At 61.9% G+C, this 15,923-nt stretch carries 18 protein-coding genes and 1 tRNA gene; 16 read left to right on the forward strand and 3 right to left on the reverse strand.

The window, feature by feature from the left end; genetic code table 11:
* Positions 1-13 precede the first annotated feature (13 nt).
* The 4 genes from HPS01S_RS06705 to tatC all read left to right on the forward strand — a co-directional run bounded on the left by HPS01S_RS06705 (position 14) and on the right by tatC (position 2,039).
* Positions 14-376 carry a histidine triad nucleotide-binding protein gene (locus tag HPS01S_RS06705; protein ID WP_066152878.1) on the forward strand — a complete coding sequence of 121 codons (363 nt, stop codon included), beginning with the start codon at positions 14-16 and terminating at the stop codon, positions 374-376.
* A 71-nt stretch (positions 377-447) separates the two neighbouring features.
* Positions 448-681 carry a Sec-independent protein translocase subunit TatA gene (gene tatA, locus HPS01S_RS06710; RefSeq protein WP_066152883.1) on the forward strand — a complete coding sequence of 78 codons (234 nt, stop codon included), beginning with the start codon at positions 448-450 and terminating at the stop codon, positions 679-681.
* A gap of 63 nt (positions 682-744) precedes the next feature.
* Entirely contained in the window at positions 745-1,245 is a 501-nt protein-coding gene (tatB, locus tag HPS01S_RS06715) for a Sec-independent protein translocase protein TatB (protein ID WP_066152886.1), read from the forward strand.
* Positions 1,245-2,039: a twin-arginine translocase subunit TatC gene (gene tatC / locus HPS01S_RS06720; RefSeq protein ID WP_066152889.1), complete on the forward strand. Its 795-nt coding sequence runs from the start codon at positions 1,245-1,247 to the stop codon at positions 2,037-2,039. Before tatB ends, tatC begins: the two co-directional genes overlap by 1 nt.
* Here the strand turns inward: tatC and HPS01S_RS06725 are convergent, their stop codons facing one another.
* The gene (locus tag HPS01S_RS06725; protein WP_066152892.1) at positions 2,040-3,185 is read right to left on the reverse strand and encodes a trypsin-like peptidase domain-containing protein; all 1,146 of its coding nucleotides are present in this window, start codon (positions 3,183-3,185) and stop codon (positions 2,040-2,042) included. It abuts the gene before it with no gap.
* Positions 3,186-3,361: 176 nt separating this feature from the next.
* Here HPS01S_RS06725 and HPS01S_RS21475 point away from each other — a divergent pair, with 176 nt between their 5' ends.
* From HPS01S_RS21475 to pdxA, 3 genes are all read left to right on the forward strand, one after another.
* Positions 3,362-3,511 carry a DUF3149 domain-containing protein gene (locus HPS01S_RS21475; protein WP_079366775.1) on the forward strand — a complete coding sequence of 50 codons (150 nt, stop codon included), beginning with the start codon at positions 3,362-3,364 and terminating at the stop codon, positions 3,509-3,511.
* Between the two features lie 98 nt (positions 3,512-3,609).
* The gene (locus tag HPS01S_RS06730; RefSeq protein ID WP_066153414.1) at positions 3,610-4,395 is read left to right on the forward strand and encodes a Nif3-like dinuclear metal center hexameric protein; all 786 of its coding nucleotides are present in this window, start codon (positions 3,610-3,612) and stop codon (positions 4,393-4,395) included.
* A gap of 4 nt (positions 4,396-4,399) precedes the next feature.
* A complete protein-coding gene (gene pdxA, locus HPS01S_RS06735) occupies positions 4,400-5,461 on the forward strand; it encodes a 4-hydroxythreonine-4-phosphate dehydrogenase PdxA (RefSeq protein WP_255284173.1) in 1,062 nt (353 codons plus the stop codon).
* 55 nt (positions 5,462-5,516) lie between these two features.
* On the opposite strand, the gene mscL is transcribed toward pdxA, so the two are convergent.
* The gene (mscL, locus tag HPS01S_RS06740) at positions 5,517-5,930 is read right to left on the reverse strand and encodes a large conductance mechanosensitive channel protein MscL (RefSeq protein WP_066152898.1); all 414 of its coding nucleotides are present in this window, start codon (positions 5,928-5,930) and stop codon (positions 5,517-5,519) included.
* A 236-nt stretch (positions 5,931-6,166) separates the two neighbouring features.
* Between mscL and petA the strand changes: the two genes are divergently transcribed.
* The 6 genes from petA to HPS01S_RS06770 all read left to right on the forward strand — a co-directional run bounded on the left by petA (position 6,167) and on the right by HPS01S_RS06770 (position 10,401).
* On the forward strand, positions 6,167-6,775 hold the full coding sequence (gene petA, locus HPS01S_RS06745) for a ubiquinol-cytochrome c reductase iron-sulfur subunit (protein ID WP_066152901.1): 609 nt from the start codon (positions 6,167-6,169) through the stop codon (positions 6,773-6,775).
* Positions 6,776-6,814: 39 nt separating this feature from the next.
* Entirely contained in the window at positions 6,815-8,251 is a 1,437-nt protein-coding gene (locus tag HPS01S_RS06750; RefSeq protein ID WP_066152905.1) for a cytochrome b, read from the forward strand.
* 23 nt (positions 8,252-8,274) lie between these two features.
* Positions 8,275-9,030: a cytochrome c1 gene (locus HPS01S_RS06755; RefSeq protein ID WP_066152911.1), complete on the forward strand. Its 756-nt coding sequence runs from the start codon at positions 8,275-8,277 to the stop codon at positions 9,028-9,030.
* A 117-nt stretch (positions 9,031-9,147) separates the two neighbouring features.
* On the forward strand, positions 9,148-9,759 hold the full coding sequence (locus tag HPS01S_RS06760; RefSeq protein WP_066152914.1) for a glutathione S-transferase N-terminal domain-containing protein: 612 nt from the start codon (positions 9,148-9,150) through the stop codon (positions 9,757-9,759).
* Positions 9,760-9,794: 35 nt separating this feature from the next.
* On the forward strand, positions 9,795-10,310 hold the full coding sequence (locus tag HPS01S_RS06765; RefSeq protein ID WP_174545233.1) for a ClpXP protease specificity-enhancing factor: 516 nt from the start codon (positions 9,795-9,797) through the stop codon (positions 10,308-10,310).
* Between the two features lie 15 nt (positions 10,311-10,325).
* Positions 10,326-10,401, forward strand: a tRNA-Thr gene (locus HPS01S_RS06770).
* Between the two features lie 10 nt (positions 10,402-10,411).
* Here HPS01S_RS06770 and HPS01S_RS21480 read toward each other — a convergent pair.
* Positions 10,412-10,732 (reverse strand): DciA family protein, encoded by a 321-nt coding sequence (locus HPS01S_RS21480; protein ID WP_084397131.1) that lies wholly within the window; start codon positions 10,730-10,732, stop codon positions 10,412-10,414.
* Positions 10,733-10,783: 51 nt separating this feature from the next.
* Between HPS01S_RS21480 and HPS01S_RS06775 the strand changes: the two genes are divergently transcribed.
* The 3 genes from HPS01S_RS06775 to argJ all read left to right on the forward strand — a co-directional run bounded on the left by HPS01S_RS06775 (position 10,784) and on the right by argJ (position 15,912).
* Positions 10,784-11,734 carry a M23 family metallopeptidase gene (locus HPS01S_RS06775; protein WP_066152916.1) on the forward strand — a complete coding sequence of 317 codons (951 nt, stop codon included), beginning with the start codon at positions 10,784-10,786 and terminating at the stop codon, positions 11,732-11,734.
* A 159-nt stretch (positions 11,735-11,893) separates the two neighbouring features.
* Positions 11,894-14,638, forward strand: a complete 2,745-nt coding sequence (secA, locus tag HPS01S_RS06780) for a preprotein translocase subunit SecA (RefSeq protein ID WP_066152919.1) — start codon at positions 11,894-11,896, stop codon at positions 14,636-14,638.
* A gap of 26 nt (positions 14,639-14,664) precedes the next feature.
* Positions 14,665-15,912 (forward strand): bifunctional glutamate N-acetyltransferase/amino-acid acetyltransferase ArgJ, encoded by a 1,248-nt coding sequence (argJ, locus tag HPS01S_RS06785; protein ID WP_066152924.1) that lies wholly within the window; start codon positions 14,665-14,667, stop codon positions 15,910-15,912.
* Positions 15,913-15,923 lie beyond the last annotated feature (11 nt).

A 15,923-nucleotide genomic window follows, 5' to 3' on the forward strand; every position in this document is an offset into this window, starting at 1 on the left:
CGCCCGAAACTCCATGAGTCATCAAGACCCCAATTGCATTTTCTGCAAGATCGTTGCTGGCCAGATCCCGTCCCGGAAGGTGTATGAGGATGAGGAGCTGTACGCGTTTCACGACATCCATCCCTGGGCGCCGGTGCATTTCCTGCTGATTCCCAAGCGGCACATTGCCTCCATGGCGCAGTTGGCGCCCGCCGACGAGGGCTGGATGGGGCGTTTGATGGTGCTGGCGCCGAAGCTGGCACTGGAACAGGGCTGCAATCCGTATCCCGAAGGTGGCTTTCGCATGGTGTGCAACACCGGCATCGAAGGTGGCCAGGAGGTTCAGCACCTGCACTGGCACGTGATGGGCGGTCCTCGTCCCTGGGCGCGCGGCTGAACCAAATCCGCGGTCGTAGAATCCCAGTATTGGCGCCGGTCGCGCTTTCACACAACGTTTTGGAGATACTCATGGGCTCATTCTCGATTTGGCATTGGCTGATCGTGCTGCTGATCGTGGTGATGGTGTTCGGCACCAAAAAACTGAAGAACATCGGCTCCGACCTCGGTGGCGCCGTCAAAGGTTTCAAGGACGGTATGAAGGACGGTGGCCAGGCCGCCGATGCAACACCGGCCGCTCAGGTGGGCCAGGACGCTCGGAGCGAAAAGACCACCATCGACGTTGAAGCCAAGCAAAAAAGCTGACTCAAGGTGGCGCATGCTCACTGCGGCGCCAACCACTTATGACGTCCTGCCGCACACCGGTCCATGATTGATCTCGGTATCTCCAAGCTTGCGCTGATTGGCGCTGTGGCGCTCGTTGTCATCGGCCCCGAGAAGCTTCCGCGCGTGGCTCGCACGGTCGGGACCCTGTTGGGCAAGGCCCAGCGCTACGTGGCCGACGTGAAGGCTGAGGTCAGCCGCTCCATGGAGCTTGAAGAGCTCAAGAAAATGAAAGAGTCGGTGGAGACGGCGGCGCGCGACGTGGAGTCGTCGGTCGCCTCCGGTGCCAGCGATTTCGAGAAGTCGTGGTCCGAAGCCACCTCGGGTCTGGATGGATCGGCGTTTTCCTCCGACACCTCGGAGGCGCTTTCTCGGCTCGGGACCGATGGTTTCCCGTCTTACAAACACCCCCGGAAGAACTGGCGCATCAAGCAGAAAGCGATGCCCCAGTGGTACAAGGCCCGCACGGGCGTGCGCACGCGTGCCCAGTCCGGTGCGGCCCGCGTGGCCCGATTCCGCCCGCGCCCCTCTTCCGCTTCTCGCTGATGTCCGATCCTGACAAATCCACCGACGAGCTCGCCGGTTCAGAGCAGCCGTTTGTCCAGCACCTCATGGAGCTGCGCGACCGGCTGCTCTATGGCATCGCTGGTCTGGGGGTCTGCATGGCGCTGCTGGCCATCTGGCCCGGGCCCAGCGGACTGATTGATCTGATTGCGGTGCCCATCCGGGCGCACATGCCTCCCGATGCCAAGCTGATCGCCGTGGGGGTGTTTTCGCCGTTCTTTGTGCCGCTCAAGGTGTTGGCCATGGGAGCATTGCTGCTCTCGCTGCCCTGGTGGATGTACCAGATCTGGGCGTTTGTGGCGCCGGGGCTTTACAGCCATGAAAAGCGTTTTGCGGTTCCGCTGATCATCCTGGGCAGCTTGCTTGCGTACGTGGGCATCGCTTTTGTCCAGTTCTTCGTGCTGGACAAGATGTTTGGCTTCATCCAGCAGTTCACCCCTCAAAGCGTGGCAGCGACCCCCGACATTGCCTCGTATGTGGAAGCCATCCTGTCGCTCTATCTTGCTTTTGGCCTGGCGTTCCAGGTGCCGATCGTGGTGGTGCTGCTGGTGAAGATGAACATGGTCAGCGTCAAGCAGCTGAAGGAGTTCCGGGGTTACTTCATCGTGGTGGCGTTCGTGATCGCCGCCGTCGTGACCCCGCCGGACGTGATTTCACAGCTCGCACTGGCGGTGCCCATGTGCCTGCTGTACGAGCTGGGCATCTGGGGCTCGCAGTGGTTTGTGCGCAATACCAAGGCCCCCGAGGAATCCGTGAAGGACAGCGCGGCGTCCTGATCAGCGGTTGGGCTGGGGCCTGGGCAGGTTGCGCTTGCCCGGCGTGATCTGGATGCGCTGTTTTCCGTCCTTCCTCACGATCTCCAGGCTGGAGGGTTCGCCCGGCGCGAGAGCCGCCACGGCAGACAGCAACTGGGACACGTTGCTGACCGGTTTGTCTCCCACTTGGGTCACCACATCGCCAGGACGGATGCCAGCCTGGGCGGCCGGCCCGTTCTGCAGCACGCCGGTGATGATGACACCCGTGCCCGAGGGGATCGAGAAGCTCTCGGCCAGCTCAGGGGTCAAATCCTGCGGCTCCACACCGATCCAGCCCCGGGTGACCTTGCCATCGCGCACGATGGCGTCCATCACGCTGCGCGCGGTGGAGGTGGGGATGGCAAAACCGATGCCCATCGACCCGCCCGAACGCGAATAGATCGCGGTATTGATGCCCATCAGGTGTCCGTGGATATCCACCAGCGCACCGCCCGAATTGCCCGGGTTGATGGCTGCATCGGTCTGGATGAAGTTCTCGAACGTGTTGATGCCCAGCTGGGTGCGTCCCAGGGCACTGACGATGCCGCTCGTCACGGTCTGACCGACCCCGAAGGGGTTGCCGATGGCCAGCACCTGGTCGCCGATGAACAGCGCCTCGGAATTGCCCAGGGTGATCACGGGCAGGCCACCGAGATTGATCTTCAGGATGGCCAGATCGGTTTCCGGGTCGGTGCCGATGACCTGGGCGGTGCTTCGCCGGCCATCGTTGAGCACCACCTCAATCTGGTCTGCTTCTTCGATCACGTGGTTGTTGGTGAGGATGTAACCCGCTTCGCTCACGATCACTCCGGAGCCCAGTCCGGCCTGAGGTTGTCCCTGTCCCTGCTCTCCAAAGAAGAATCGGAACCAGGGGTCGGCCATCTGCGCCTGATCGGGGGCCTTGCTGGTGTTGATGCTCACGACCGCAGGGGAGGCCCGCTTGGCCGCTTCCCTGAAGCTGTTGGGCGACGGTTCGCCAGAGAGAGTTCCGGGCGATTCAATCACCGGCACCACCGCAGGCAGCACATTGCGTCGGTCCAGCCAGTGGGGTTTGAGCGTGCCCACGACAAAAATGACAGCCACCGCAACAGTGACGGTTTGGGCAAAGAGGAGCCAGATGCGTTTCATGGTGAACGGGTGCAAAAGGAACGGGCGCTCGGGAGCGTTTCGCGGCATCCCTGCTGACATTGTCACGTATATGACCACGTGGCTCGCCGGTTCAAGCCGATTGATGCAGATCAATGCGGATGGCGTGGCTTGGGGATGCAATGGCCGTCTGTTGTCACAGAGGACTGGAGCACACGATGAAAGCCATTGCAGATCTTTTTTCCACCGACTATGGTCTTTTCAGCATCGCTGGCATCGCTTTCATGATCGGTATGGCGATCTGGTTCTACCGGTTCTTCAACCGCAAGATGGTGGAGTCCGAGCGCGCCGAGCGCAAGCGCGGCTGAGCAGCACCTGTCGCGGCAGCGTCCCCGGGTGGGCGATGACAGAATAGAACGCTGTCGCCAGGATGTCCCTGGCGGCCGGTTCTGATATCACCGCCTCCATGCCACCCGATACATCTCCCGGTCAAGGCGTCTCGCGCGACGAACTGCTCGCAGCCTGCGACCGCCTCCTGCAACCTGCGCTTTTCAAGGACTACGGACCCAACGGTCTTCAGGTGGAGGGCCGGGTGCGGGTGCGCAAGCTGGTCAGCGGGGTGACCGCCAGCCTGGCGTTCATCGATGCGGCCATCGACGCCGGTGCAGATGCCCTGTTCGTGCACCACGGACTGTTCTGGCGTGGCCAGGACGGGCGGGTGACGGGCTGGATGAAGCAGCGTCTGGCGCGCCTGCTGTCGCACGACATCAACCTGCTGGCGTATCACCTGCCGCTGGATGCACATGCCGAGCTGGGCAACAACGCGCAGCTGGCACGCCGAATCGGTGTGCGCGTGCTGGATGCAGGGGAAGGGCGCTTTGGCGACCAGTCGCTGGGTTTCCTGGGGTTGCGCGCGCCAGCGCCGGCTGCCGAACTGCTTAAGGACATCGAGTGTTCTTTGGGACGCGCCGCGCTGCTGGTCGGCGATCCGGGGCGCCGTGTGGAGCGCGTGGCGATCTGCACGGGCGGTGCCCAAGGCTATTTCGAGGCGGCCATCGCCGCTGGCGCCGACGTATTCATCACGGGGGAGATATCCGAGCCCCAGACGCACTACGCGCGGGAGGCTGGTGTGGCCTATATCGCCTGTGGTCACCACGCGTCGGAGCGCTACGGCGCGCCAGCGGTGGCTGGTCACGTGGCGGAGCTGCTCGGCATTGAGCATCAGTTCATCGACATTCCCAACCCCGCGTAACACTGTGACCACTCCTGTTTTCGAGAGTCCCGGGCGTCACCGCCCGCTTGTGATCACCATGGGAGACCCCGCTGGGATCGGGCCCGAGATCGTGGTCCGTGCCCTTCTGGAACGCCCCGATCTCCGGGGGCAGGTGGTGGTGGCCGGTGACGAGGCCACCCTGCGGCGCGCAGCGGATGTGGTTCGGCCGCAGTGTGGGGGGGCGCCGCTGGACGTGGTGGTGCTCGATGGCCCCGGGGAATGGGCTCATGCTTCTCGCCAGGGGCTTGCACTGATACAGACCTGTGCGCCGGGCGCCATGGTGCCATGGGGTCGAATCAGCGCCGAAGCCGGCCGTGCCGCAGCTGACAGCATTGCTGCTGCCGCACGGTGGGTGTTGACGGGTCAGGCGAGGGCATTGGTCACCGCACCTGTGCACAAGGAGTCTCTGGCCGTCGCGGGGTTGCCACACCCGGGGCACACAGAGTTCCTTCAAGCCCTGGCGGCCGAACACGCGGGTGTGCCTGTGAGCGAGATGCCGGTGCGCATGATGCTCAGTGCGCCTGGGCTGGCCACCGTGCTGGTGAGCATCCATATGTCGTTGCGGCAGGCGCTTGAGGCTGTCACCACCGAACGCGTGATGGACACCATCCGCATCACGGCAGCGCACTATCGCCGCTGCGGTATGCCAGATGTTCGCATCGCCGTTGCGGGATTGAATCCTCATGCCGGCGAGGGCGGCCTGTTCGGTCGGGAAGAAATCGAGATCCTGCAGCCGGCTGTGGATCGTGCCCGTGCCGATGGATTGAAGGTCAGCGGCCCGCACGCGCCCGACACCGTGTTCATGAGGGCTCGCCAAGGTGAGTTCGATGTGGTGGTAGCGATGTACCACGACCAAGGGCTGATTCCGGTCAAGCTTCTGGGCCTGGAGCATGGTGTCAACACCACCCTGGGCTTGCCCATGGTTCGTACCAGCCCCGACCATGGCACCGCCTTCGATTTGGCCGGTACCGGACGGGCGAGTGCCGCAAGCCTGCTGGAGGCGGTGGATGCGGCCATCGAGATGAGCCGTTTGAACCCGTCCTAACGGCTGCGGATGTCTTGGGTTCGGGTCGTCGGCCGCCCCGGGTTGGGCTGCTGGCTCACTTGCGCAGGCTGTCCCTGATTTCCCTCAGCAGAACCACTTCTTCCGGCGTCGGGGCCGGTGCCGCCGGAGGCGCCTCTTTGCGCATGCGGTTCATCTGCTTGACCATCATGAAAATGATGAACGCCAGAATCACGAAGTTCAGCGCGATGGTGATGAAGTTGCCGTACGCGAGCACCGCCCCCGCTTTTTTTGCCTCTGCCAGCGGAAGGCCTGCGGCCTGGCCCGCCAGGGCAATGTAGTAGTTGGAGAAGTCAAGGCCCCCGAAAACCTTGCTGACGATGGGCATGATCAGGTCGCCCACGATCGAGTCCACGATCTTTCCGAAGGCGCCACCAATGATCACGCCTACAGCCAGATCCATGACGTTGCCTTTGAGGGCGAATTCTTTGAACTCTTGCAACATGGCCATTCGATGAACTCCTTCAATGGTCGTTCCACAAAACGATGGCCCCTTGGACCAAGAAAAATAATTCTCGCACAGAACACATTTGTATTACCTTTTCCTGACGAAGGCAGTGAGGCTCGATGCTCGCAAGGTGGTTGACTTGTCGTGTCTGGATCAGTGAAAAATCGGCTTGTAACGCTCCGGTACAATGCAGGGTTGACCCTAGTGGGCCACGTCTTGAACTTCCTTGAAAGATCCCCATGAGTGAAGCAACCGTCGCTGCGTCTGTGGACAACAGCCGCCGTACCTGGCTGATCACCTCCGCCGCCATGGGTGGCGTGGGAGCAGCCGCCGTCGCCGTCCCCTTTGTAAGCAGTTTTCAGCCGTCCGAGCGCGCAAAGGCCGCGGGTGCTGCGGTCGAAGTGGACATCTCCACCTTGCAGCCCGGTGAGAAGCGCGTGGTCGAATGGCGCGGCAAGCCTGTGTGGATCATGCGTCGCAGTCCCGAGCAACTGGCGGCTCTTGAGAAGGTCGAGCCTCAGCTGGCCGACCCGACTTCTGAACGCAAGGCCTACCCAACGCCTGAATACGCCAAGAACCGCCACCGTTCCATCAAGCCGGAGGTCTTCGTCGGTGTGGGTATCTGCACGCACCTGGGATGTTCGCCTGGCGATAAGTTCACGCCCGGTCCCCAGCCCTCGCTGCCCGATGACTGGGTGGGTGGTTTCCTCTGTGCCTGCCATGGCTCGACGTTCGACCTTGCTGGCCGCGTGTTCAAGAACAAGCCGGCACCGGACAACCTTGAAGTGCCTCCGCACTACTACACGTCCGACACCACGCTGTTGATCGGCGAAGAGAAAAAGGCCTGACCTGCTTTCAGCAGGCAATACGACCCCACAGAGGCATCCATGGCTGAATTCAAAGAAATTTCCCCCGACGCGCCCGTTGTCCAGAAGGTCACGAACTGGTTCGAGAACCGGATTCCGTCCGCCTTCTACATCTACAAGCGCGACATGGCCGAGTACTACGCGCCGAAGAACTTCAACTGGTGGTACATCTTCGGCTCGCTGGCAATGCTCGTGCTGGTGATCCAGATCGTGACGGGCATCTTCCTGGTGATGCACTACAAGCCCGACGCCAACCTCAATGCGGCTGGTGTGCCGGTGGCGTTCGCCTCGGTCGAATACATCATGCGCGACGTGCCATGGGGCTGGCTGATCCGTTACATGCACTCCACGGGGGCTTCCGCCTTCTTCGTGGTCGTGTACCTGCACATGTTCCGAGGCCTGATCTACGGGTCCTACCGCAAGCCGCGCGAGCTGGTGTGGCTGTTCGGCTGCGGCATCTTCCTGGTGCTGATGGCTGAGGCTTTCATGGGCTACCTGCTGCCGTGGGGTCAGATGTCTTACTGGGGTGCGCAGGTGATCGTGAACCTGTTCTCTGCCATTCCGTTTGTGGGCCCCGATCTGGCGCTGCTGATCCGTGGAGACTATGTGGTCGGTGACGCCACGCTCAACCGCTTCTTCAGCTTCCATGTGATCGCCGTGCCGCTGGTGCTGCTGGGCCTTGTGGTCGCCCACTTGATGGCGCTCCACGATGTGGGTTCCAACAATCCCGACGGTGTGGAAATCAAGGCGGGCCCCAAGGGCAATCGCTGGTCGGTGTCCGCTCCGGCCGATGGTGTTCCGTTCCATCCGTACTACACGGTGCACGACATCTTCGGTGTGTCGATGTTCCTGATGGTGTTCTCGGCCATTGTGTTCTTCGCGCCGGAGTTTGGCGGCTACTTTCTGGAGTTCAACAACTTCATCCCCGCGGACCCGCTGGTCACGCCGCTGCACATTGCGCCTGTCTGGTATTTCACGCCCTTCTACTCGATGCTGCGCGCCATCACCAGCGAGATGATGTATGCGCTGATCGCCTGCGTGCTGGCTGCCGCCCTGTTCGCCGTGCTCAAGTCCAAGCTTGCGGCGATGTTCAAGTTGGTGGTGCTGGGTGCCGCTGCGGTCACCGTGGTGCTGATGCTGGCCATCGATGCCAAGTTCTGGGGCGTCGTGACCATGGGTGGCGCTGTGATCATCCTGTTCTTCCTGCCGTGGCTGGACAACAGCCCGGTCAAGTCGATCCGTTACCGCCCGAGCTGGAACAAGTGGCTCTACACCGTCTTCGTGATCAACTTCCTCATTCTGGGATATCTGGGTGTGCAGCCTCCGTCCCCCGTGGGTGAGCGTGTTTCTCAGGTTGGCACGCTGTTCTACTTCGGCTTCTTCCTTCTGATGCCGTGGTGGAGTCGCCTGGGCGAGTTCAAGCAAGTGCCCAGCCGCGTCACCTTCAAGCCCCACTGAGTGCGATCCGGAGAATCACCAACATGAAAAAGATGTTTCTGGGCCTGATGCTGGCCTTCGGTCTGAGCGGGGTCGCCATGGCCGCTGGCTCTGGCTTTCCGCTGGACAAGGCGCCAGCCCGTACGAACGACATGGCGGCGCTGCAAAACGGTGCCAAGCTGTTCGTCAACTACTGCCTGAGCTGCCATTCGGCCTCGTTCATGCGTTACAACCGTCTGCGCGATATCGGCCTGACCGACAAGCAGATTGCCGAAAATCTGACCTTCACGACCGACAAGATCGGTGACACGATGAAGGCGGCCATCGATCCCAAGCAGGCGAAGGCTTGGTTCGGCGCCAATCCACCCGACCTGACCCTGGTGGCGCGCTCGCGCTCCAGCGGCGCCGGCACTGGTGCCGACTACATCTACACCCTGCTGCGCAGCTATTACCGCGACGAAACCAAGCCCACGGGCTGGAACAACCTGGTGTTCCCGAACATCGGCATGCCACACCCGCTGTGGGAACTGCAGGGCGAACGCAAGCCTGTCTTCGAAAAACACGAGAGCCACGGTCAGCAAGTCGAACTGTTCAAGAGTTGGGAGCCCGGCAAGGCCGGCACCATGTCACAAGAGCAGTACGATCAAAACGTCGGTGACCTGGTGGCCTACCTGCAGTGGATGGCTGAGCCGGCACAGAACAGCCGGGTGCGCATTGGCGTCTGGGTGCTTCTTTTCCTGGCGGCATTTACCATCGTGGCTTGGCGACTGAACGCTTCGTTCTGGAAAGACGTCAAGTAAATCGAGCATGCAGGGGCCCCGAAGCTGTATCGGGGTCACCCATGAAATTTGCAGTGGTTTGCGGTTCCGCGGGTTCGCGGGCTAGCAAACCACTGTTTTGTCTTAGGAGACTCCCACATGATGGTTTTGTACTCGGGCACCACCTGCCCCTATTCTCACCGCTGCCGCTTCGTGCTTTTCGAGAAGGGCATGGATTTCGAGATCCGCGATGTGGACCTCTACAACAAGCCAGAAGACATCAGTGTCATGAATCCGTACGGTCAGGTGCCGATCCTGGTGGAGCGGGACCTGATTCTGTATGAGTCGAACATCATCAATGAGTACATCGATGAGCGGTTTCCGCATCCCCAACTGATGCCTGGTGACCCTGTGGATCGCGCCCGGGTTCGCCTGTTCCTCCTGAACTTCGAAAAGGAGCTGTTCACCCACGTGTCCGTGCTCGAGTCTCGGAGCAGCAAGGGCAACGAAAAGGCGCTCGAAAAGGCACGTGCCCACATTCGCGACCGCTTGACCCAACTCGCGCCGGTGTTCCTCAAGAACAAGTTCATGCTGGGAGACAACTTCTCCATGCTGGATGTGGCAATTGCTCCCTTGCTTTGGCGCCTTGATTTCTATGGCATCGAGTTGAGCAAGAACGCTGCGCCTCTGCTGAAATACGCCGAGCGGATTTTTTCCCGTCCTGCTTATATCGAGGCACTGACGCCGTCCGAGAAGGTGATGCGCAAGTGATGAGGTTCTGCCTCGCTTGAGGCGAGCCTTCAGCGATGATTCGTGACGACATGGAATCAACCTCGACCCGTCCCTACCTCATACGTGCCTTGCACGAGTGGTGCACTGACAACGGGTATTCGCCCCATATCGCCGTGCGTGTGGATGGGTCGGTGAATGTTCCGATGGAGTACGTTCGCAACCGCGAGATCGTGCTCAACGTGAGCTTTGACGCGACCAATGGTTTGCGCCTGGGCAATGAGTTCATCGAGTTCAAGGCGCGGTTTGGTGGCGTTCCACGAGACGTGGTGGTGCCGACGACCCATGTGATCGCGATTTACGCGCGAGAGAACGGGGAGGGCATGGCTTTTCCTCCGCCGGATGAACTGCAAACGGCCACCGAGGAACCCGTGCAGATGACGCCGGAGTCTGGTGAGCAGGCGGCGGCTGATCGCGTGCCTTCACTCCGGTCGGTCCCGGTGCCTGTTGGGTCTGAAGATGGCGGAGCGGAGCCTCCGCCAGATGGAGCGGGTCGCAGTGGCGGTCGGCCCCAACTCAAGCGCGTCAAGTAGAATTTTCTTCCAGAAGCCGCTTTAGCTCAGTTGGTAGAGCACTCGCCTTGTAAGCGATAGGTCGTCTGTTCGAGTCAGACAAGCGGCACCATTCGGGGACTTCAGTGTCTTGGTGTTTGGATTTTCAAACGAATGGAGGTAATCTCCATTCCGTTTTGGGCCAGACGCTGCCGCATGGATGGCAGGAGTTGGCGAAGTTTGGTTGATGCGGCGGCGCTGCTGACCAGCAAACACCACTCACCGTCCGCCAGCGGGCCAGGTTGAACCTGTGAACGCAGCGGTGCTGGTATCAATGCCGTAACCGCTTCCAAGCAGTTCCGGGACGCGCGAATGCGCTCCTGCAGAAGTGCCAATGTGGGTTCTTCGCCAACAGCCTGTTCGAGGCTGAACACGCGTCTGTTGTACCGGTAGGCGGTGCTCATGCTTGGCAGGTTTGGCAACACTTCGCTGCCGTTGAAAGAGGTGGTCTGACAGTGCACATCATTATCACGGATGCCTGGCTGGCCAAAAGCCAAGCACTCCATTTGAGCGGCCTCAAGCTGGCACTATCTGGCATTCTTTTGTCGATACTGGTCATGTTGGGCTCCGTGGCCGCATACCACTGGGTGTTCCTGCATGGCGTGCGTCAGGAGTGGCCTGGCTTCAACTCGGTTGCCCGTCTGGTGACTCAGGGCGATGTCGACTCCAAAGAGCTGTACATGCGAGAGAACCTGGACGCCATGGCGCGCAAGCTCGGCGAAATGCAGGCCCGCATGCTCCAGATCGAGTCGTTGGGGGAGCGTGTGGCCGGACTCGCAGGGCTGAAGCCCGAAGAGTTCAAGGTACAGCCGGGATCCGGCGGGGCCTTGGTGTCTGGGCGGGATATCACGCTGCCTGAGCTGATGTCTGCGATGAACCAACTGGACAGAGTCAGTGGCGCGGGCGTGGATTGGCTGACGGTGATCGAGTCGCGACTGTTCGACCAGAAGATACAGCGCACGCTTGTCCCGACCGAAGAGCCGGTAGCGGGTGGCCGCATTGGCTCGCCATTTGGGTTCCGAATTGACCCCATCACCGGGCGCTCAGCCCTGCACACGGGCTTGGATTTCCCCGCAGACACCGGAACACCCATCTTGGCTGCCGCAGGAGGCGTGGTGGTGGTTCAGGACATGCACCCTGCCTACGGCAACATGGTGGAAGTGGATCATGGCAATGACCTGATCACCCGCTACGCCCATGCGTCAAGGGTGCTCGTCAAGAAGGGGGACATCGTCAAGCGTGGTCAGGTCATCGCCGCGGTGGGCTCCACGGGGCGATCGACGGGTCCGCATCTGCACTTCGAGGTGTGGGTGTCGGGCGTACCACAGGACCCATCCCGGTTCCTGGCTGCAGGAGAGACACTCGCGGCGGCTCAACTGGTTCCAGGCAACCCGCGGAGGCCCTGATCAGCCTCCGAAGCCGCCGGGTAAAATTGCGGCTTTGCTCTTGAAACAGCAGCGTTTGCCGGCACCTTCCGCGTGCCCGTGCAAGCCGATACGGCTGGCAGGAGTTGTTCGATCATTTCGCCTGCCTGGCATTTCCATGCCTGCTGCCGGTCCGCACTTATGGCCACAAATTTCCTCACCAAACTGTTCGGTAGCCGCAACGACCGTCTGCTCAAGACCTACCGCAAAACGGTGGAACGCATCAACAGTCTGGAGCCTCAATTCGAGAAGCTCAGCGACGACGAGTTGACAGCGCAGACGGAGGTGTTCAAGCGCCGCCTGGCCGACGGCGCCACCCTCGATGCGATCCTTCCCGAGGCATTCGCTGTGGTGCGCGAGGCAAGCAAGCGCGTGATGAAGATGCGTCACTTCGATGTGCAACTGGTTGGTGGTATTGCGCTGCACTCCGGGAAAATCGCCGAGATGCGAACCGGTGAAGGCAAGACACTGACCGCCACGCTGCCGGTCTACCTCAATGCGCTGTCTGGCAAAGGCGTTCACGTCGTGACCGTGAACGATTACCTGGCGAGCCGCGATGCCCAGTGGATGGGGCGGCTGTACAACTTTCTCGGGCTGTCGGTCGGCATCAACCTGCCCCAGGCACCGCGCGAGGAAAAGCAAGCCGCGTACGGCGCCGACATCACCTACGGCACCAACAATGAGTACGGCTTTGACTACTTGCGCGACAACATGGTGCACGAGGCCAAGGACCGCGTGCAGCGGGGACTGAATTTTGCGATCGTCGACGAGGTGGACTCGATCCTGATCGACGAAGCCCGTACGCCGCTGATCATCAGTGGCCAGGCCGAGGATCAGACGCCGGTCTATACCGCCATCAAGCAATTGGTGCCGCACCTGACCCGCCAGGAAGGCGAGGCCGATCCCCGCACCGGCGAAGGCGTGATCAAGCCGGGTGACTTCACGGTGGACGAGAAAGCACACTCCATCCACATGACCGAACAGGGGCACGAAAATGCCGAGCGCCTGCTCAGCCAGGCGGGTCTGTTGCCAGAGGGCGCTTCGCTGTACGACCCTGCGAACATCGCGTTGATGCACCACCTGGTGACGTCGCTCAAGGCTCATCACCTCTACCACCGCGACCAGCACTATGTGGTGCAGAACGGCGAGATCGTCATCGTGGACGAGTTCACCGGCCGGCTGATGTCCGGTCGCCGCTGGAGCGACGGACTGCACCAGGCGGTGGAGGCCAAGGAAGGCGTCGCGATCCAGCCCGAGAACCAGACGCTGGCTTCGATCACCTTTCAGAACTACTTCCGTCTGTACGGCAAGCTGTCGGGCATGACCGGTACCGCCGACACGGAGGCCTACGAATTCCAGGAAATTTACGGTCTGGAGACCGTGGTGATCCCGCCGAACCGCCCCAGCCAGCGCGTCGATCAGCTCGACCGTGTGTACAAGACCACCAAGGAAAAGTACGTTGCGGCGATCCAGGACATCCGCGAGTGCCACGAGCGTGGGCAGCCGGTGCTGGTGGGCACGTCCTCGATCGAGAACTCGGAGATCATCTCCGGTCTGCTCACCGCCGAAAAGCTGCCGCACGAGGTGCTCAATGCCAAGCAGCACGCCCGAGAAGCGGACATCATCGTGCAGGCGGGGCGCCCGGGCGCCATCACCATTGCTACCAACATGGCTGGCCGCGGCACCGACATCGTGCTCGGTGGCAACCTGGAAAAGATGGTCGCGGCGGTTGATGCCGACGAGTCGCTGGACGACGCCAGCAAGGCGCAGCGCGTGCAGGCGCTTCGTGATCAGTGGCAGTTGGACCACGAGAAGGTGAAGTCGCTCGGCGGCCTGCGCATCATCGCGACCGAACGCCATGAAAGCCGCCGCATTGACAACCAGCTGCGGGGCCGATCGGGCCGTCAGGGCGACCCGGGTTCGTCCCGTTTCTACCTGAGCCTGGACGACTCGCTGATGCGGATCTTTGCAGGCGAGAAGGTACGGGCGATCATGGACCGGCTGAAGATGCCAGAGGGCGAGGCCATTGAGGCCGGCATCGTCACACGCAGCATCGAAAGTGCCCAGCGCAAGGTCGAGGCCCGCAACTTCGATATCCGCAAGCAGCTGCTGGAATACGACGATGTGTCGAACGACCAGCGCAAGGTGATCTACCAGCAGCGCAACGACATCCTGGACGCACAGAGCCTGCGGGCCCAGATCGACGCATTGCGCGAGGGTTGCATGACGGATCTGGTGCACCAGTTCGTGCCCGAAGGCAGCGTGGAGGAGCAATGGGATCTGCCCGGCCTCGAGCGTGTGCTGCGCGAAGAGTGGTCGGTGGATCTGCCGGTTGCCAGCTGGGTGTCTGAGTCCGAGGCGGTCGAGGTCGACGACATCGTCGAGCGTGTTCAGAAGGCTGCCAAGCAAGTGTTCGAAGACAAGGTGGCACTGGTCGGCGATGAAAATTTCACCCAGTTCGAGCGCATGGTGCTCCTGCAGACCATCGACAGCCAGTGGCGGGACCACCTGTCCGCACTCGACTACCTGCGGCAGGGCATCCACCTGCGGGGCTACGCCCAGAAGCAGCCCAAGCAGGAGTACAAGAGGGAGGCCTTCCAGCTGTTTGGCCAGTTGCTCGACAGTGTGAAGAACGACGTGACCCGCATCCTGATGAACGTGCGCGTGCAGTCGGCCGAGCAGATCTCTGAAGCCACCGAGCAGATGGAGGCCAGCGCCGAACAGATTGCCAACGTGACCTACACCGCGCCGACCGAAACCGGCGAAGCCGAGAGCGTTGTCGACCCCGCGACTGCGGTGGCCGAGGTGCCGCGTGTGGGGCGCAACGACCCCTGCCCCTGCGGCAGCGGCAAGAAGTACAAGCACTGCCACGGCGCACTGACTTGATGCCCTTTTGACCGGAATCTGATGCCATGGCTGTGAACTACATTGCCCCCCAAGCCCAGGACCTGCTGCCCGTCGCGGGTGTTCGCATCGGCGTGGCCGAAGCTGGCATTCGCAAAGCGAACCGCAAGGACCTGACCGTTTTTCTGCTGGATGAGGGCAGTGTCGTCGGGGCTGTGTTCACGCAGAACCGCTACGCGGCTGCGCCCGTGCAGGTGTGCCGGGACCATCTCGCTGCGGGCCTGGGTATCCGGGCCATGGTGATCAACACGGGCAACGCCAATGCCGGCACGGGTGAGCCGGGTTTGCAGAACGCCCGTCAGACCACGAATGCACTGGCGCTGGCCCTGGGTGTGCAGCACGAGCAGGTGCTGCCTTTTTCGACCGGCGTGATCATGGAGCCCCTGCCACTGGAGCGGCTGCTCGTCGGACTGCCTGCCGCTCTGTCAGATGCCGGCAGTGCCGCCGGTGCCACAGGTGCGCAATGGCTCAAGGCGGCCGAGGGGATCATGACCACCGACACGCTTCCCAAGGCGATCAGCCGCCAGGCGACGGTGGGGGGCCAGACCGTGACCGTGAGTGGCATCGCCAAAGGGGCGGGCATGATCCGCCCGAACATGGCGACCATGCTGGGTTATGTGGCCACCGATGCGGCGGTGGCGCCCGCCTTGATGCCGGCCCTGGCCAAACGGCTGGCCGACGGTTCCTTCAACCGCGTCACAGTGGACGGTGACACATCGACCAACGACTCCTTTGTTGTGGTGGCCACGGGCAAGGCTGGCAATCCGGTCGTGACCGACCTGGCCAGCGCCGACGGCCGGGCCCTGCTGGCGGCCATGACAGAAGTGGCCCAGTTCCTGGCCCACGCCATCGTGCGCGACGGCGAAGGCGCCACCAAGTTCATCACGGTGCGGGTGGAAGGCGGGGCCAGCAGCGACGAATGCCTGAAGGCGGCCTACGCCGTGGCCCACTCGCCGCTGGTCAAGACAGCTTTTTTTGCCAGCGACCCCAACCTGGGCCGGATTCTTGCCGCCGTCGGTTACGCCGGCATCGCCGACCTAGATGCGTCCAAGATTGAATTGCATCTGGGGGATGTGCATGTCGTCAAGGCGGGTGGTCGCAACCCCGACTACCGCGAAGAAGACGGGCAGCGCGTCATGAAGGCAGCCGAGATCCTGGTGCGCATCGGGCTGGGGCGCGGAAGCGCCACCGAGACGGTCTGGACCTGCGACTTCAGCCACGACTACGTGACCATCAACGCCGACTACCGGTCCTGACCCAAGGTCGC

Source organism: Hydrogenophaga pseudoflava NBRC 102511 (genome assembly GCF_001592285.1).
Taxonomy (GTDB): Bacteria; Pseudomonadota; Gammaproteobacteria; order Burkholderiales; family Burkholderiaceae_C; genus Hydrogenophaga; species Hydrogenophaga pseudoflava.